The organism is Lapidilactobacillus concavus DSM 17758 (genome assembly GCF_001435835.1).
Classification (GTDB): domain Bacteria; phylum Bacillota; class Bacilli; order Lactobacillales; family Lactobacillaceae; genus Lapidilactobacillus; species Lapidilactobacillus concavus.
Window position 1 is genome coordinate 1 of record NZ_AZFX01000089.1, and the last position, 17,722, is coordinate 17,722.

A 17,722-nucleotide genomic window follows, 5' to 3' on the forward strand; every position below is an offset into this window, starting at 1 on the left:
CCCCTAGGATTCACACTTTTATTATTTAAAGTGTAAACCCTAAGGGGTATTGTACGTGGTAAGAGCCACACCTTTTTTTATCTCAAATTTCGATTTAGCTGACGATTCCTTCCTGAAAAACCATTTTTCTTGACGCAGGTCAATTATTTCTCATCCGCCTTGAAGTAGACTAGAATAAGTGATTGAAAGGGAGTCTGATTATGGAACAGTTAACCATTACACTCGAACCTTTAGCTTGTCAAAGTTGCTTCGAGCAGATTCAGGATGCACTTGAGCAACAACCCGGTGTGGGTGAGGTCGCTGCTTATTTCAAAACCAACAAATTAGTCATTCAGTTTAATTTAAAGTCAACGAGTGACGCGGAACTCGAAAAAGTCGTCACTAGTATGGGTTATAATGTCGCAAAGACGAGTGTTGCCCGCTAATGGCACATCCCTGCGCGACCGATTTTACGAAACCCGATCGTTTCATCTTGATTGGTGATGCGGTTGTCCCGACAACGCCAATGACTCGATGATTTAATCGTTATTTTTTAATTGCCCGCTTTTGACGCCTATTTCCTAACTCCAATGAGGTGAAATCATCATGACAGAACATGTTTGTGCAGAAATCGTCCCCATTTTTCAACAATTGAACCACGATGAATTGATCAAGGTTTCCAGCTTAGTTAAGCATCATCATGTCGAGAAGGGCGAGGTGATTCTGAGCCCTGATTCGCCGAGTCAGCTTGTCATTATCGCTCAGGGTGCGGCGAAAACTTATCAATTATCTGCTAACGGCAAAGAACAGCTCCTACGCGTTCTGGACGCCGGCGACTTCGAGGGCGAGAAGAATCTCTTCGGTGTCGGTAACGACGAACTCTATGTTGAGATGTTAAAAAACTCGACCTACTGTTCGATCGAAACGACTAATTTTCAACAATTATTGGGCAGTTATCCGAGCATCGCGCTGAAGTTGTTGAAGAGTAACGCCGAAAAAATCGATGCCTTGGAAAAGCAAAATCAATTATTGAACCATGACTTAGTTGAACAGCGATTAGCTACTTACTTGCTGGATTTAGCGAAGACCAAGGGCAGTTATCAGTTCATTCTACCGATGAAGTTGAAGGAGCTAGCGAGCTTTTTAGGGACAACCCCGGAAACGATCTCTCGTAAGCTCAAACTGTTTGTTCAGCAAGACTTACTCACGCAGAATCGCCATCAAATTGAAATCACCGCACCAGATCAACTTGAAGCAATCAAAAATGCCTAATTTAGCACCATCTGTCAATATCGAGAAGAACTCAAATTTGAGTTCTTTTTTTATATTAATGCGTTCGATTCGGTCTTTATTTTTCGGGCTTTTCAGAAAACGACCGATATTTTTTTGTAAACATCAAATTCTTTGAGCACGTGGTAAGACATCTTTTGAAAATAAGAGTAAAATTGTTGTAATGCAATTTTTTTATGACCGGAGGTTTTTCTTTGATTTCAACGTTAATGCGTTCCATCCGCCAATATCGTAAATTATCGATTCTGGCACCTGTCTTAGTGACCGTTGAAGTTGCGATTGAGACTTTCATTCCGTTTATCATGGGTAATATCATCGATAAAGGTTTGATGAAGAGCAATCTTGATTATACGATCCACTATGGGTTACTTCTGCTGCTGATGGCAATCGCCTCACTGATTTGTGGTGCGGGTGCCAGCTGGACAGCTGCACATGCCGGTGCTGGTTTTGCGACGAACTTGCGGCATGATTTGTTCTATCATATTCAAGAGTTTTCATTTGCGAACATCGATCGATTCTCTGGATCGAGTTTGGTGACACGTTTAACGACGGATATTACCAACGTTCAAAACGCTTATCAAATGATTATTCGAATTGCTGTGCGTGCGCCAATGATGTTGATTTTCTCAATCATCATGGCTTTCAACGTCAGCAGTCAACTGGCATCAATTTTTGCCATTCTTATTCCAATCTTAACGGTGATCTTGGTCGTCATTCTTCACTTCGGACGTCCATTATTCCGTAAGGTTTTCAAACGCTATGATAATTTGAACCGCGTTGTTCGCGAGAATGTTCGTGGGATTCGCGTTGTCAAAACTTACGTCCGTGAAAATGAAGAAATTAATAAGTTTAAAACTTCTTCTAAAGGTATCGCGGATGTCTTCACGAAAGCTCAACGGATCATGTCTCTGAATGGTCCTGCCATGCAATTAGTCATCAACTCTTCACTGCTCTTGCTGTCATGGTTTGGGGCAAAGATGATCGTTGGTGGCACCTTCCAAACCGGCCAATTGGTCAGCATGTATTCTTACTCTAACTCGATTCTGTTCAGTATTAATATTCTGGCGATGATTTTCACTCAGCTTTCAATTTCGCAAGCAAGTGGTGATCGTATCGTTGAAGTCTTGAACGAACAGTCGACAATCACGAACCCTAATCAACCGATTGAAGACGTCACGGACGGTAGCATTGAATTTCAAGATGTGAACTATAACTTCGCCGATTCAAGTCATCCAATCTTGAACCACATTAATCTGAAGATCAATTCAGGTGAAGTGATTGGTATTATTGGTGAAACAGGTTCTAGCAAGAGTACCCTGGTTCAGCTGATTCCGCGTTTATATGATGCCACTCACGGCAAGGTTCTCGTCGCGGGACACAATGTGCGTCACTATGATTTGAAGGCCCTGCGCGATAATGTCGCAATGGTTTTACAAGATAGTGTGCTCTTCTCTGGTACGATTGCCGAGAACTTACGTTGGGGTAACGCCGAAGCCACTGATGATCAAGTCATTCGCGCCGCTAAAATTGCACAGGCCGATGGTTTCATCAACGAATTTGATCAAGGCTACGACACTTATATCGAGCAAGGTGGTAACAATGTTTCTGGTGGTCAACAACAACGTTTGACCATTGCCAGAGCGCTGCTGAAGAATCCGAAGATCTTAATTTTGGATGACTCGACTTCCGCCGTTGATACGAATACCGAACAACATATTCGCCAAGGGTTGCGTGAAGACTTGCCTGAAACGACCAAGATCATCATTTCGCAACGAATTGTTTCTATTCAAGACGCCGACCAGATCATCGTGATGGACCACGGTCAGATCCAAGACATTGGCACACATGATGACTTGGTGAAACGCAATCAAATGTACCGTGAGATTTACGAGTACCAACAGAAAGCAGGTGACGAGAACTAATGGATGCAAAAATGACTTCGAAAACTAAAACAAAACGCAGCACGACTTTGATTCGCTTGCTGAAATTCGTGATCGGCACCTACAAAGCACCTTTCATTTTATCCGTGGTCGCAATTATCGTCAGTGCCGCTGCAGCCGTTGAGGGTTCCCTCTTTCTGCAACGATTAATTGATGATTATATCGTGCCACTGACTAAGCAACAGACGCCGGATTTCACGCCCTTACTGCGCGCAATCTTGGTCATGGGCGGTATCTATTTGATTGGCGTGATCGGTACACTGATCTTCACACAGACGATGGCCATCCTGGGGCAACGCCTGCAAAAGAAGATCCGTGACGACATGTTCACCCATATGCAGTCCCTGCCAATTATTTATTTCGATCAGAATGATTACGGCGATATCATGAGTCGTTATACAAACGATGTTGATACACTGATGCAGATGATTTCGCAGAGTATTCCTCAGTTCTTGAACTCGACTTTCATGCTGGTGTTCGTGATTTCCGGTATGATTTCTCTCAGTCCAATCCTCACGTTGGTCACCTTAGTGATCTTCTTACTGAGTATCGGCATCGTGCGGGCACTGACAACTCGCAGTAGTCACTACTTCAAGGAACAGCAGAAGCAATTAGGCCGCGTCAATGGTTACGTTGAGGAAATGCTGAACGGGTTAAAAGTCGTCAAAGTGTTCTCACATGAGCCTGCAGTCAAGAAGGACTTCGATCAATACAACGATGTTTATCAATATGATTCTGCCAAAGCGAATGCTTACGCAACGATGCTATTCCCAATCATGGGTAACATTGGGAATGTCTTGTACGTGCTGATCGCAATTTTTGGCGGGATCGTCGCAATTAACGGTTGGTCCACTCTGAGCCTCGGGGCAATCGCAGCGTTCCTGCAATTAAGTCGTTCATTCAGTCAGCCGATTTCGCAGATCTCGCAACAGCTGAACTCAATCGTCTTAGCACTTGCCGGTGCGGAACGGATTTTCCAATTGCAAGATAGTCCTGTTGAAGTCGATGACGGCCAGGTCACCATTGTGCCTGCCAGCGATGGTACGGGCAACAACTGGAATTGGCAAGTCCCACAAGACGATGGCACAGTCAAACAAGTGCCGGTGAGAGGTCGCATCGTATTCGATCACGTCAACTTCGGTTATCTGCCTGGTCAGACGGTCTTACATGACATCAACGTCACGGTTGAACCGGGTGAAAAAGTCGCCTTGGTTGGTCAGACGGGGGCCGGTAAAACCACCATCAGTAGTATGTTGAACCGTTTCTACGAAATCAATTCGGGCACGATCACTTACGACGGCATCGATATTCGCAATATCCGCAAAGATGATTTACGTCATTCAATGTCGATTGTCTTGCAAGCAACTAATCTGTTCAGTACCTCGATTCGCGAGAACATTCGCTATGGTCGACTGACTGCCACAGATGAAGCCGTTGAGCAAGCCGCCGAATTAGCACACGCGGATGAGTTCATCACCGATTTAAGTCAAGGTTATGAAACCAAGATCGACGGTGACGGCTCAGACTTGTCACAGGGTCAACGCCAATTACTCGCGATTGCGCGGGCAAACATCGCTGACACCCCTCTGATGATTCTTGATGAAGCAACTTCAAGCATCGATACCAGAACCGAGCGCCTCGTGCAAGCCGGGATGGATAATCTGATGAAGGGACGCACGACCTTTGTGATCGCGCATCGCCTCTCCACCATTGCCAACTCGGACCTCATCCTCGTCATTGACCACGGTCACATCATCGAACAAGGTAACCATGATCAACTCATTGCCAAGCACGGCGAATATTATCAGTTATACACGGGCAAAAAATCATTAAGCTAACTGCATAACTATGATTGAAGACAGCGCTAGTGATGAGTAACCCCACCAAATAAACATGACAAAAAGACATCGATAGGTGAATCGTTACTGTCAAATTGACAGATACGCGATAACCCTCGATGTCTTTTTTAATTGTGGCATCTTCTGAATAACTTGCGCTGACTACGGTACATTAGTTATCCGTCTGTTGATAACCATCTGCTTGCATGCGATACAATTCGGCGTAATAAGGACATGTCACCATTAGATCAGCATGAGTTCCGAACGCAACAACTCGACCGTTACGCATAACCAGAACCTGATCCGCAAGTTGAACCGCCGCTAAACGATGGGTAATTAGAAAGACTGTCCGCCCTTTAGCTAATTCGATAAAAGGTTGATAGACTTCATACTCACTACAAGGGTCCAATGCTGCAGTCGGTTCATCCAGAATGAGTAACTGACTCTCTGCCATAAACGCGCGAGCAATGGCCAGCTTCTGCCACTCACCACCAGATAAATCAATCCCCTTTGCAAATTGCTGTCCCAACTGTGTCGCCATCGTCAAGTGCTGCGTTCGCAATGAAAAAAGCAACCGTCCATACGATCAACATAGGTAAAACATTTTGTTGACCCTGAAGGCCGTCCAAAATTCGTTGTGCAAAGGTCAGTAATAGCGCTGGTGCCAACGCCTGCAATGGTACCAAGACGATTAATAACAAACTGCTGAGTGGTGCAGCATGCCAAAAAAGACTAAAACTGCGAAAATAGAAGATTAGATAGTTCTTATACTTCTCGATTGGACTCACCTTCCTGGACGATTAGCCTATGCGCAATACTAGAAGGAACAAATACGATTAAAAATGTGACTGATTATGATTGATCATGCTATCAGGACTTACCACTAACTAAGTTTTGCCTTGAGTGATTGACTCGCTTGAGATTTTTCAGTTTGATCGCCAATGCGGATAACTTGATCAAATCTATCAAGATAATCTTTGTCTTGATTATGAGAAATCACGATCACAACCTTGTTTTTGATTGATAGAATCATCTTGTCAATTATCTCAGTGTTTACAGGGTCTAAGTTGCTCGTTGGTTCATCAAAGATAATCACTTCGGGTTCATTGATCATCGCTCGAGCAATGTCGATTCGCTGCTTTTCGCCAGTTGATACCGTAGTTGTTGCTTGACCACTGATTGTTCGATTCAAAAATTCCGGTGTAATTTTTAAAAGAGCGAATAACGAGTTGAATTTAGTTAAGTCGATCGAACGTCCAACTAGAATATTATCTGCTATAGACCCATCAATCATAAAATCATCTCGCGCAACATAGCCGACATGTTGAAAAAGGCTGGATTGCTTGATATCCTTTACTGACAAGCTATGATTAATTGTGATTGTGCCGGCGTAATCAGAAAAATATCCTAAGAGCAGTTTAACTAGCGTGCTCTTACCTGAACTGGACTCACCAACAATGACGTAGCGTTTATTTTTCTCAAAACTTTGGGTTAACCCATGATATAATTGCCGTTTATCAAACGTCATCTCAACGCTATTATAATCAACAGAAGTAATCTCAGGACAATCATTTTTAGCGGCTTCATTATCTTTCAAACTCAAATAATGATTCATGCGGTCGACTAAATCAGAGGAGCCTTTAATATAATTGCGGGCGTTTGCAATATTTTGTAGTGGATTAAAGACACCATTTAACAATTGCACAGAAGCCAGCAAAATACCCGTTGTTAAGTTGCCGTTAAAAACAAAGATTGCACCTACAGCCATACAGACAACTTGAAATAACAGCGAGAGTGCCATGGCATAATCTCCTAAAGTATCTCGCGTAAATTCGAATTGTTGTCTCGATACTTCGACATTTTCATCTTCAACTCGATTTTTGACTTCATAATTCTTCTGGGTTCCTAATAAATGAATCACTGAGAATGCCCCAAGAAATTTAGTGATGACCTTCAAAAACTTATCATTATGTTGCGAATAATCTTCCGTTTTACGCTGTAAAACGTGTGAAAAAAGTGGTGAGATCACCAAGTAAATTGCTGCTGCAACCGTAAAAGAAGCTGCTAATTCCCAATTTAAACTAAATAACGTGATGACACTGATCGCAAAAGATTGGATCCCAATCAAAATTGTAAATTTAGGTAAAAAGTAATTGTCATGAAATAAGTTAACATCCTGCGTTAACATGTTCAGGTAAAAGTTTTGTTCTTGCTTTGAAAAATCCATAATCGTTAAATCAGTCAATTTATGATAGACCTTCGTCTTGATTTCATGAAGCATCCTCTTCAAAGAAACATTCACTAAGTAATCGAACAAGACTTGTCCCGCAAAAAAAGCACAATAAATCCGATCATCAATCCAATTGCCGTACTTAATTGCTGGCCACTTTTATTTGTTGCTGCATCAATCGTCTTACCCGTATAAACCGCAACCTGTGCTGTAAATAGCGAGACTAGGCATCCGACAACACCAATCAGAACGTATAAGCCATAATATTTTTTCTCAATTTTTTTCATCATTAATTACCTTCTCTAATTAAATCGATCAAGTTTATCCAACCAATCGTCAGCCCGATACCTGCCACATGTTTGTCTATGCACTCCTGCATTCCCAATTTTTAGAGCTAACCGACCTTGATGGAAAAGTGACAGTCGCCGCTCTAATCATTCTTAACTCCCATTAACTGATGTAAATATTTTTTCTTCACGTTGGCGTGCTAACCCTATATTATGATGTTGAACTGACATATGATCGCCTTTTGTGATGATTATATCAATTTATTTTTTTGATTAAATACTTTTTATTAAAATAAAATGATTAAATGATGTTGTCTGCTAATCCTTCTGTCTAGAACAGCCATTAACAATGGTTTGAGACAAAATTACCTCTAATGTTTCTACTGATTCTGACGAAGAAGAACCTTTCGAATTTGATTTCGAACGCGTTAGCGAATATGGTCATACACGTCCAAACTGCTATTGTGTTCTCCTTTGTTAAAGCTTTAGATTACCATCAAAGTCGTATTGATGGCTTTCATTTATCTACCGCAGCTAGCTCCAAACACGAGTTAATAAAAGCTGTCGTCATTGAATGGCGACAGCTTTTTCATTTGCAAATAATTAGATTTTAAGAATGAGCGCTCCGTCTTATTGTGACTTTTTTAATTTTTAGCAGCATTAACCGTTTATTCTTTATCTTTCATTTGATCCATCGTTTGATTTAGCAAGTCGTCAACATGATTGTTTCCTGCGGCTGTGGCGTGTCCTTTGACCCATTTAAATTGTAATTGGGTGAATTGGTCGAGGAGAGGTACAATAGCTTGCCAAAGAGCTAAATTGAGCACTTCTCCACCACTAGACTTGCGCCAACCACGACGCTGCCATCCAGCTAGCCAATTTTTCATGATTGGATCTAAGACATAGTGTGAATCACTCGTGAGTAGAATGGGCGCAGTATTTAAATGCAGCTCGATCAATTTGGTTAGGGCCATCTTTAACGCGGTCAGCTCCATCTTATTGTTTGTCGCGCCAATCTCACCGTGGCTGTCTTGATGACGTTGACCATCCGGCAAGATAATCAGATAAGCCCACGCGGCTAAATCAGTATTTCTAACGTGACCGCCATTGACGTTACCTGTATTGCGAGAACCGCCATCCGTAAAAACTTGGATCGTTTCAGCAGCTGTGACGGATGCATTGGCTGCTTCTCGTGTGGGAGCTTGCACCATTGAACTGGTTCTGGCGTGTGAACGTTGCTGCCCGCTAACTTGCATTTGTGCCAGCCATTCTTCTGCGGCAGCTCTAGTGGTGAAGCCCTTATATCTCGCTCCGGTAAAGCCGTCGACCAGTGATTTTGTGGTTGGCCAATCCGTAAAAATTCCCGTTTGACGGCCTCGTGCGACCGCATAATATTTCCCGCTTGCCATAGAATCCTCCGAGTCAAGTTGTAAGTTTAGTATTTTCTTAATATAATAAGACTAGCGAACCTAAATTTAAACGATCGCCTATTCAGTCATCTAACATTTTACTGATCTATTTTATTTGGCTACTGATGTGGTGCACCAACTCGTTTATCGACCACGATCGTTTGAGATTTTATGATTAGGATGGATAGTTATTGAAACATTTCAGACACACGAGCAGTCTCACTCATACGTTAATCAAACCGCTTAGTGGGCTCTTAGCGTTGGGTGTCCTGCAACAATACAGACATCGGAGAGAAAAAGTTATTACACCTCACACAAAAGTCGTCTTAAAAAACACCACTCAAATTCAAACAGACCCAGAACCAGATCTGAGAATCGTTGCCGATCCTCAACCAGCCGCGTGGTCACAACCCGTTCAAGTCCCCACGCTGTACGTACATGGGTTCCGCGGTGGTGATTACACGACGAATAAGATGGTCCTAAGTGCTCAGAATGCACTTCACAGCGAGACCTACCTCAAGGTATTAGTTGATTGGCATGGTCGCCTAACCTATCAAGGCAGCTGGTCGGACGATCCCAACCCACTCGTTCAGATCGTCTTCGAAGACAAGTGGATGCCAACACTGCAGATCGTTAATTGGCTCTCCGTGGTTTTGCCGCAGTTACAACAAAAATTTCATTTTTCAGCATACAACGCGGTTGGTCATTCAATTGGGGCGACCGCGCTGGTTCGCATGGAAATGCGTCACCATGCCCAGCCAAACTTCCCCAAACTGAACAAGCTCGTTTTAGTCGCTGGCCCCTTCGATGGCGTCGTTGCCTTCGGAGACTGGCCCAATTTGAATCGCCTCAACCAAAAGGGACGGCCAATGCTAATGAATTTCCATTATCTACAATTGATGATGGGGCGTCACCATTTTTCTAGTGAGGCGAGCGTCTTAAATATCTATGGCAACGTCGATGACACAACCAACACCGACAAATATATCAGTGTCAATTCCGCGAAGTCGATTCGTTATATCCTAGCGCCGGTTGTGAAGGCCTTCCACGAAATCGAGGTCCATGGTCAAAACGCCGAGCATTCCAAGATGCACGATGATGATCATGTCTTGAATCTGATTAATGAGTTTCTGTTTGCGAACCCGCAGTAGTCGCGTGCTTTTCTAAATAAGTTTGTTCGTTCTCTTTAATTAAATATGGAGGACGTTTTTTTGTCTCTAAGAAGATTTTACCGATGTATTTCCCAATGATGCCTAGCGAAAGCAGCTGCAGACCGCCAATGAACAGAAAGATTGAGACCAGTGATGGCCAGCCAGCTGTGGCATCGCCGAAGACTAAGGTGCGAATAATAATGATAATTAAGGCAATCACGGCCAATAAACAAGAAGAGGCGCCAACAAATGACGCCATATTTAAGGGTGCGTCTGAGAAATTAACAATTCCTTCCAAGGAGTACGAGAACAACCGCCAGAAACTCCAGCTGGTCGTGCCTGCAACTCGTTTTTGGTTCTCATAGGGTAAATAGACCGTATTGAAGCCGACCCATGAGAATAACCCTTTGGAAAATCGATTATATTCCTTCATCGATAAAATAGCATCGACAACCGGGCGTGTCATCAAGCGAAAGTCGCGCTCGCCGTCCATCATTGGCATCTGCCCAAATTTATTCATCAACCGATAAAAGAGGCGTGCAAAAAAACTACGCAGTTTAGGTTCACCCACGCGATCAATTCGACGTGTCCCCACACAGTCAATTTCAGGGTCTTGAATTTTGGCATACATCTCTAAGAGCATTGACGGTGGATCTTGCAGATCCGCATCCATCACCGTGACGTAATCGCCTGTTGCCCGTTGTAAGCCCGCATATAACGCCGCTTCCTTACCAAAGTTACGTGAGAACGAAAGGTAGTGAACAGAAGCATGTTCAGTTGCCAGCGTACGCAAAAGCACTAATGTCTGATCACGCGAACCATCATTCACGAAGATGTATTCAAATTCCAGAGGTAGTTGTGGACGCAACGCCTCCATTGCTTTGAAATAATAAGGTAATGCTTCTTGTTCGTTGTAACAAGGCACAATAATCGATAATTTCATGACATTCTTAGCGTTCATAACGCGTTATAAGCGCTAAAGTTCACTCTCCTTAACTAAAACCTTAGGTCCATTGTCGCATTTTTTAACACAAAGATAAACCATGAACGAAGGGGATTTTACAATCGTTGATTGCAAATTTACCTGTGATGACAGGTGCAACCTGCAAGCATTGAAAAACATCTTCTACGCCCGAATATGATAGACTTATGATGACTATGTGGAGGTAAAAGCTATGGAAAAATTCGAAAAGTATCACCCAATCATGACACCTCATTACACCTTCAACTGGCTGACCAGTGCGCGGTTAAATAAGAGCACTGAATTAATGCAACACTATTATCAAGATGCCACGCTCACCACGGCAAAGGCTGCCAGTCTAATCAATCAAACCATGTTGAAAGTCATGCGTGATCAACAATTGACTTGGGGCGTCTTTGATCGTGCCAGCGACGAACTCGTGGGTCTCGCCAATCTATTCGAAATTAATCAACAGCAGGCGGCCTCATCGATTGAACTCGAGTTAACGGCCATGCAACCTGAACGCGGCGTCAGAGAATTACTCGCCCGCCTCGTCTCCTTCGCTTTTGCGGAATTAGACATGAAGACCCTCTACTTCAAACAAACGACCACCAAAATCGATCCAGCGATTCTCGATCAATTAGGCTTCACGGCCAATCCCGCCACGAACGATTGGCTACTCAATCGGGCAGTTTCTATTGAACGTGTTTAATCTTGACAGATGAACTCACTCGATTTAATTAACGAAAGGATGATTAAATGTTTCCCTTCTTCTTTGACCCAACTTATGTCTTAGTGATCGCCGGCTTGATCATCACCATGATTGCTTCTGCACGTGTTAACAGCACTTTTCGTCAATATGACCAGATTCAGAGTTCGAATCGGTTGACCGGTGCCACTGCTGCACAAGCCATTCTTGACGAATCCGGCATTGAAGACGTACAGATCCGTAAGATCGCGGGTAATTTAACCGATAATTACGATGCTAGCCAGCGTGTCCTTAGCCTCTCAGAGGCCACTTATGATTCAACTTCCGTAGCGGCCATTGGTGTTGCCGCACACGAAGTCGGGCATGCCCTCCAACACCACTCGGGTTACGTACCTTTACAAATTCGATCAGGAATTTTCCCACTCGTCAATATTGGCTCACATCTGGCGTTCCCACTGATTATTGCCGGTGTCCTCTTCAGTTGGAATCAAGCCTTGATCAATATTGGCATCTGGGCATTCGCACTAGTTTTGATTTTTCAATTGGTGACCTTGCCGGTTGAATTCAATGCCTCTGGTCGCGCGCTTAAGATTCTCAGCCAGGACGGATTACTGACCAATCAAGAAATTCCGATGGTCCGCAAAGTTTTGGATGCCGCGGCGATGACTTACGTGGCTGCAGTGCTCTCCAGTTTCTTGCAACTACTACGTTTAGTGCTCTTATTCGGTGGCGGAAACGATCGCGATTAATTGCTAAATGCCATTAAAAAGCATAAAATTAAACATTATTCATGTGTTAAATCACTTTTCACGTCATATTCTGGGCTATTGGGGTAATTGGAGTAAATGAATTTTAGTATCGTTGTCTTAATTATTATCGGCTTACTGACCATCAACACGATCGGTGCCATCATCACCGTGTTTCACCGACCGCGTAGTATACCTGCAACACTTGCTTGGCTGATCGTTTTGGGCATGATGCCTGGGGTCGGCTTTTTAGCATACGCTTTTTTAGGTCGTGGCATTGCCGAAGATAATCTCTTCGCCCTCAGTCATCAAGACCATATTGGGCTTGCTCATCTTCGTGATCTGATCATCGAAGATCTGAAGCAGCTCGAGCAGCCGACACACACGAACGATACGACCAAAAATGCCCGTGGATTGATCGAATACTTCGACCGTTCAGAAGATGCGCCAGTGACTCATCACAATTCTGTTCGACTTTTTACCGATGGCAAGGATAAATTTGACAACTTATTCAAAGATATTAAGATCGCCCAGAAATTTATCCATATCGAATACTATTCCTTCATCAACGACGAGATTGGTAACGAATTCTTGCAATTATTGACGAAGAAAGCCGAACAAGGTGTCGAAATTCGCTTGATCTATGATCCATGGGGTTCTGCGGGAGCCAATAAGAAATGGTTCGCCCCTCTGACCAAAGCAGGTGGTCAAGTCATCCCTTTCATCACCTCGCGCGACTTGATTCGTAAGACACGGTTAAACTATCATTTACACCGTAAAGTCGTCATTATCGACGGTAAAATTGGCTGGACGGGTGGTTTCAACGTTGGTGACCAATATCTCGGTCGCAGTCCAAAGTTTGGTTATTGGCGCGACACGCATATTCGCATCGTCGGCACCAGCGTTCTCGCCCTACAAGAACGCTTCTTAATGGATTGGAACGCATCGATCGAGCACTATAGCCAGCGAATCACCTTCAAGAATGAATATTTCCCTAATCCATCGAAAATTGCCGTCGGAGAAACGCCCATTCAGATTGTTTCTGACGGCCCAGATAATTCCGAAGACATCCTCAAGGGTGGCATGATGAAAATGCTCCTAACGGCTAAAAAGTCGCTCTGGATTCAAACCCCCTATCTCGTCCCCGACGATTCTGTTTTAAGTGCACTAATCATTGCTGCTCGATCGGGCATCGACGTCCGCATCATGATCCCCTGCATGCCTGACCATCCCTTTATTTATCGAGCGACCCAATATTACGCTAACCTTTTTACCGCCTCTGGCATTAAAATCTACGTGTACAACAACGGCTTCATGCACGCCAAGACGACTATTTGTGACAACACCTTCTGCTTTGTTGGCTCGATGAATCAAGACTATCGCAGTTATGCCCTCAATTTCGAATGTAACGCCTATATCTATGACCGCTCGATCAGCCAACAACTCACACAAATCTTCGAGGAAGACATGAAACGCTCGACACTGCTGACCCCAGAAATTATCAACAGCCAATCCCATTGGCTCCACTTCAAGCAGTACTTCTCGAGATTATTGTCACCAATTCTATGATCTTTGTTAAGGCAAAACGACTTCACACCCTGAAATCAGGTGGTGAAGTCGTTTTTTAATGCGTTGACCAATATGTATTTATGCATTAATTAGCCTAATGATTTCCCAAACCATTTATACTCCATTTAAAAGAGACGACTGGAGACCATCAAAGCCATCAGGCCATCTCAGACTGATTTATTCACAATTTATGAATTTCATGGTTCGAAAAGAACTCAATTATGCGCGTAGTACCCAACAACTACTCAAAAAACAAGCAGCTGTTTCGGATCGGATCGATTATGTCGTCTTGGCAATTTTTACAGAAGGTTGGCTCGAATTAATTAGTCATCCAAGCGAGTCAAAATCATCAATTCAAAAAATGGATAACGCCATCTCTATTCTGAACATTCTTGATCGCCAGCAAGATTTCAAACACTTCGTTCATCTCAAAGAACAGATTATTCAAAACGATGGAAAAGTACAACCAGATATTTGGATCTAAAACAACTAAATCAGCATGTCGTGATTGGGAGCAGGGGCTAAATTTTGCCACTGCTCCTATTTAATTTGGCAAAAATGCCTATTAGGTTAGATCGTTGCCAAAAATTGCGGAAAGAAAAAACCGGTCCTCATAAAGTAGGAAACACTTCATGAGGACCGGTTGACCAATAATCGACAAACTTCACATCAATTGTTCGATTTCAATTTGAACTGAATCTGGCAACAATTTCTTTAAGGTCATTAATAAGACTTCGAGCTTTTGGTTAAAGTTCATTTGGATTTGCTGACGTTCGTTAATAATGAAGACAGCAACCACGCGGGTCTTACCGTTTGGCAGTGTGACCGGCAACATTTTGAGCGCAGTAATATTCGCATAATCGATCACTCTCGAAAACAAGCCATTAGTGACCAAGCGCTTGGTGCCAATACCACCAACGCCATCCATGATGTTCAACGTGAAGAAAGCAGAAAGCATAATCACATAGGTCCAATCCATCACAGGATTACTCAGCACCCAGGAGCCCACCAGAACACTGAAAATCAACGGCATAAATTTATAACGCGCACGAATAACGATTTGAGATTGCCAATAAATACCAAAACCCATACTAGCAAAAAGCGCAAGAATCAATAAGTAATAAATCAAAGAACGCACGACGCACCTCCTTGGAAATTAGAGTGTGAAAAGCTACGGTTTGGCATTGAGCATTAACCTTATAAACAAGAAAATCCTGCTTTTGGATTATCTTGTTTATAACGTTAAGCGGAAATGACAGTAGCTTTGAACACATTTAGAGTGTGAAAAGGAACGGGTTACTTTCGAGCATTAATGGTTAATTCAAGACAATCCTGCTTTTCGGATTGACTTGGTTTTATGTTGTGAACAGCTACGTTTCGTACGGTTATCTTTTCCTAACCAATCGCTACCATGATTGTAATTCTACCCCAATTGGCACGAAATAGCAGTAATCTCGCTCGTTTTTAACAAAATCGTGTCACTGAATTATAGTAAGCTAAATTATAATCGTTCTAATTTGCAAAACATAATCGTTGTGATACAATGTTTTTTGTAAGTACTTAATATTTTGAATTTTTTCTGTGGAGGTTGTCATCGTGGGTCATCAACAAAAATTTCTTGCCGTGATTGGTGTCGGAGTCGTCGCACTTTTAACTGAATTTGTTTTTCATCAAGCGGTCGCTGCACAAGTGATCGTGACGATCGTCGGCGCAATTCTAGCCATCTCGATGTTCATTGAGATGATCAAGACGTTGCGGTCAGGCAAATATGGCGTCGATCTTCTGGCCATCATGTCGATCACCGCGACTTTGGCCGTTGGCGAGTATTGGGCAAGTCTGATGATCCTCGTCATGTTAACCGGTGGCGACTCGCTAGAAGATTATGCGGCTAGAAGAGCCGGATCCGATCTGAAGAGTCTCTTAGACAACTCGCCTCAAATCGCTCACATCAAACGGGAAAACCAACTAGTTGACGTGAGTATTGATGAAGTTCACATCGGTGAGACGGTCGTCATTAAACCCGGTGAATCTGTCCCAGTCGACGGACTAGTGATTGAAGGTTCTGGAAATTTCGATGAGTCCACGATGACTGGTGAATCGCGTTTAGTTTCCAAGAAACCTGGTAGTGAGCTCTTATCTGGGACGATCAACGGCGACACGGCAATCACGATGCGCGTGACTAAGACCGCTGCAGATTCTCAATATCAAACCATCGTTAAACTGGTCAAAGCATCGCAAGATAAGCCCGCCCATTTCGTGCGAATGGCCGACCGTTATGCCGTTCCATTTACAATCGTCTCGTTGTTGATTGCCGGGATTGCTTGGCTGATCTCCGGTGATCCTCATCGTTTCGCTGAAGTTTTAGTGGTTGCCTCGCCTTGTCCTTTAATTTTAGCAGCACCAGTTGCGCTGGTCTCCGGCATGAGCCGAGCAAGCCGCAATAGTATCATCGTCAAGTCTGGAACCTCCATCGAAAAGCTTGCACGTGCAAAGACCGCCTTCTTTGACAAAACAGGGACGATTACCGCCGGTCGCTTAAATGTCACCCAGGTCGTTCCCGCCCCCGAATTTACCGAAGCACAACTCATTAATCTCGTCGGAAGTTTGGAAATTCAATCCGCCCACATTTTTGCCAGAGCGATTGTTCGTTACGCCAATGATCAAGACGACTTTCATAATCAGCCCGTGAGCCATTTCACCGAGACAACGGGTTCTGGCGTGATTGGTCAAGTTGCTGAACACCGTGTTGAAGCCGGTCGTCGCAATTTTGTCAGCGCAGAGACACCGCTGGTCGAACTTGCGGAAGGTGAGTCGATCGTCTATGTGACGGTTGATGGTCAGTATGCCGGGCATCTCACGTTCGCCGACCAATTACGTCCTGAGTCAACGAACACGATGGCTCGTCTGCGTTCGCTGGGAATTCAGCACATCGCCATGTTAACTGGTGATAAGCAACAAACCGCTGAGCACATCGCTGAACAGGCGGGTATCGATGAAGTTCATGCAGAATGCCTACCACAGACAAAAATTGACCTAATTACTCAAGCACCCGCTGCCCAACATCCATTAATCATGGTGGGTGATGGCGTTAACGACGCGCCTGCACTCGCAGCCGCCGATATTGGGATTGCAATGGGCGCACATGGTGCGAGCGCTGCGAGCGAATCTGCCGACGCGGTCATTCTCAAAGACGATTTATCCAAGGTCGCCACTGCCGTCAAACTGTCGCAAGAAACCATGGCTGTCGCGAAACATGCCGTTTTAATTGGCATCTTCATCTGTGTCGTCTTAATGCTAATTGCCAGCTTCGGCGTCATCCCCGCTTTATTTGGGGCAATGTTGCAAGAAGTCGTCGACACCGCATCGATTCTCTGGGCGTTACGTGCCCGCAAGTCTCACGAGAAAGTTAATAAGAAGACGAATCACGGCGATTCACTCATTGCCTAATCAAAAAGCAACCTTCACAAAAAATCAGTCAGGCGGTCTCATGCCTGGCTGATTTTTTCGTATAATTAGCGTTAACACGCACAAAATCGATCAAAATTTTTCGTTCGCCGTTTTATATGTTATGATATTTAACGGTAAATCAAGAACGACGTTACATTTCATTTTT

The 17,722-nt window shown here is 43.8% G+C and carries 17 protein-coding genes; 10 read left to right on the forward strand and 7 right to left on the reverse strand.

All coding sequences use genetic code 11. The annotated features are described in order from the left end of the window. The first annotated feature begins 200 nt into the window (after positions 1-200). From FC15_RS07785 to FC15_RS07800, 4 genes are all read left to right on the forward strand, one after another. Positions 201-425 (forward strand): heavy-metal-associated domain-containing protein, encoded by a 225-nt coding sequence (locus FC15_RS07785; RefSeq protein WP_057825541.1) that lies wholly within the window; start codon positions 201-203, stop codon positions 423-425. Between the two features lie 160 nt (positions 426-585). Further along, complete coding sequence (locus tag FC15_RS07790; RefSeq protein WP_057825543.1) at positions 586-1,251, forward strand: Crp/Fnr family transcriptional regulator; 666 nt, start codon at positions 586-588, stop codon at positions 1,249-1,251. A 212-nt stretch (positions 1,252-1,463) separates the two neighbouring features. Beyond that, positions 1,464-3,191 carry an ABC transporter ATP-binding protein gene (locus FC15_RS07795; RefSeq protein ID WP_057825545.1) on the forward strand — a complete coding sequence of 576 codons (1,728 nt, stop codon included), beginning with the start codon at positions 1,464-1,466 and terminating at the stop codon, positions 3,189-3,191. Positions 3,192-3,202: 11 nt separating this feature from the next. Further along, entirely contained in the window at positions 3,203-5,047 is a 1,845-nt protein-coding gene (locus FC15_RS07800; protein WP_083479165.1) for an ABC transporter ATP-binding protein, read from the forward strand. A gap of 172 nt (positions 5,048-5,219) precedes the next feature. Here FC15_RS07800 and FC15_RS07805 read toward each other — a convergent pair whose 3' ends face one another. The 5 genes from FC15_RS07805 to FC15_RS07830 all read right to left on the reverse strand — a co-directional run bounded on the left by FC15_RS07805 (position 5,220) and on the right by FC15_RS07830 (position 8,973). Next, positions 5,220-5,576: an ATP-binding cassette domain-containing protein gene (locus tag FC15_RS07805; protein WP_057825549.1), complete on the reverse strand. Its 357-nt coding sequence runs from the start codon at positions 5,574-5,576 to the stop codon at positions 5,220-5,222. Then, positions 5,548-5,835 (reverse strand): hypothetical protein, encoded by a 288-nt coding sequence (locus FC15_RS07810; protein ID WP_057825551.1) that lies wholly within the window; start codon positions 5,833-5,835, stop codon positions 5,548-5,550. Before FC15_RS07810 ends, FC15_RS07805 begins: the two co-directional genes overlap by 29 nt. Positions 5,836-5,930: 95 nt before the next feature. Then, positions 5,931-7,328 (reverse strand): ATP-binding cassette domain-containing protein, encoded by a 1,398-nt coding sequence (locus FC15_RS09185; RefSeq protein WP_057825553.1) that lies wholly within the window; start codon positions 7,326-7,328, stop codon positions 5,931-5,933. Positions 7,329-7,348: 20 nt separating this feature from the next. Continuing rightward, positions 7,349-7,567: a hypothetical protein gene (locus FC15_RS07820; RefSeq protein ID WP_057825555.1), complete on the reverse strand. Its 219-nt coding sequence runs from the start codon at positions 7,565-7,567 to the stop codon at positions 7,349-7,351. 665 nt (positions 7,568-8,232) lie between these two features. Beyond that, a complete protein-coding gene (locus FC15_RS07830; protein ID WP_057825559.1) occupies positions 8,233-8,973 on the reverse strand; it encodes a ribonuclease H family protein in 741 nt (246 codons plus the stop codon). A gap of 191 nt (positions 8,974-9,164) precedes the next feature. On the opposite strand from FC15_RS07830, the gene FC15_RS07835 reads away from it, so the two are divergent. Continuing rightward, a complete protein-coding gene (locus FC15_RS07835) occupies positions 9,165-10,124 on the forward strand; it encodes an alpha/beta hydrolase (protein WP_057825561.1) in 960 nt (319 codons plus the stop codon). Here FC15_RS07835 and FC15_RS07840 read toward each other — a convergent pair. Then, positions 10,093-11,067 (reverse strand): glycosyltransferase family 2 protein, encoded by a 975-nt coding sequence (locus FC15_RS07840; RefSeq protein WP_057825613.1) that lies wholly within the window; start codon positions 11,065-11,067, stop codon positions 10,093-10,095. The two genes, FC15_RS07835 and FC15_RS07840, sit on opposite strands and share 32 nt — an antisense overlap. Before the next feature lie 232 nt (positions 11,068-11,299). Here FC15_RS07840 and FC15_RS07845 point away from each other — a divergent pair, with 232 nt between their 5' ends. The 4 genes from FC15_RS07845 to FC15_RS07860 all read left to right on the forward strand — a co-directional run bounded on the left by FC15_RS07845 (position 11,300) and on the right by FC15_RS07860 (position 14,593). Next, the gene (locus tag FC15_RS07845) at positions 11,300-11,797 is read left to right on the forward strand and encodes a GNAT family N-acetyltransferase (RefSeq protein ID WP_057825564.1); all 498 of its coding nucleotides are present in this window, start codon (positions 11,300-11,302) and stop codon (positions 11,795-11,797) included. A 47-nt stretch (positions 11,798-11,844) separates the two neighbouring features. Further along, positions 11,845-12,543, forward strand: a complete 699-nt coding sequence (locus tag FC15_RS07850) for a zinc metallopeptidase (protein WP_057825566.1) — start codon at positions 11,845-11,847, stop codon at positions 12,541-12,543. 96 nt (positions 12,544-12,639) lie between these two features. Then, positions 12,640-14,109, forward strand: coding sequence for a cardiolipin synthase (gene cls, locus FC15_RS07855; protein ID WP_057825568.1), 1,470 nt, complete (start codon positions 12,640-12,642; stop codon positions 14,107-14,109). A gap of 199 nt (positions 14,110-14,308) precedes the next feature. Next, on the forward strand, positions 14,309-14,593 hold the full coding sequence (locus tag FC15_RS07860) for a hypothetical protein (RefSeq protein WP_057825570.1): 285 nt from the start codon (positions 14,309-14,311) through the stop codon (positions 14,591-14,593). A 180-nt stretch (positions 14,594-14,773) separates the two neighbouring features. On the opposite strand, the gene FC15_RS07865 is transcribed toward FC15_RS07860, so the two are convergent. Further along, complete coding sequence (locus tag FC15_RS07865; protein WP_057825572.1) at positions 14,774-15,247, reverse strand: hypothetical protein; 474 nt, start codon at positions 15,245-15,247, stop codon at positions 14,774-14,776. Positions 15,248-15,705: 458 nt separating this feature from the next. On the opposite strand from FC15_RS07865, the gene FC15_RS07870 reads away from it, so the two are divergent. Continuing rightward, positions 15,706-17,556 carry a heavy metal translocating P-type ATPase gene (locus FC15_RS07870; RefSeq protein ID WP_057825574.1) on the forward strand — a complete coding sequence of 617 codons (1,851 nt, stop codon included), beginning with the start codon at positions 15,706-15,708 and terminating at the stop codon, positions 17,554-17,556. Positions 17,557-17,722 lie beyond the last annotated feature (166 nt).

Coding starts and splice junctions, on each gene's coding strand:
- FC15_RS07785 (WP_057825541.1), top strand. CDS start 201: ATGGAACAGTTAACCATTACACTCGAACCTTTAGCTTGTCAAAGTTGC.
- FC15_RS07790 (WP_057825543.1), top strand. CDS start 586: ATGACAGAACATGTTTGTGCAGAAATCGTCCCCATTTTTCAACAATTG.
- FC15_RS07800 (WP_083479165.1), top strand. CDS start 3,203: ATGACTTCGAAAACTAAAACAAAACGCAGCACGACTTTGATTCGCTTG.
- FC15_RS09185 (WP_057825553.1), bottom strand. CDS start 7,328: ATGCTTCATGAAATCAAGACGAAGGTCTATCATAAATTGACTGATTTA.
- FC15_RS07820 (WP_057825555.1), bottom strand. CDS start 7,567: ATGATGAAAAAAATTGAGAAAAAATATTATGGCTTATACGTTCTGATT.
- FC15_RS07830 (WP_057825559.1), bottom strand. CDS start 8,973: ATGGCAAGCGGGAAATATTATGCGGTCGCACGAGGCCGTCAAACGGGA.
- FC15_RS07840 (WP_057825613.1), bottom strand. CDS start 11,067: ATGAAATTATCGATTATTGTGCCTTGTTACAACGAACAAGAAGCATTA.
- FC15_RS07845 (WP_057825564.1), top strand. CDS start 11,300: ATGGAAAAATTCGAAAAGTATCACCCAATCATGACACCTCATTACACC.
- FC15_RS07850 (WP_057825566.1), top strand. CDS start 11,845: ATGTTTCCCTTCTTCTTTGACCCAACTTATGTCTTAGTGATCGCCGGC.
- cls (WP_057825568.1), top strand. CDS start 12,640: ATGAATTTTAGTATCGTTGTCTTAATTATTATCGGCTTACTGACCATC.
- FC15_RS07860 (WP_057825570.1), top strand. CDS start 14,309: ATGGTTCGAAAAGAACTCAATTATGCGCGTAGTACCCAACAACTACTC.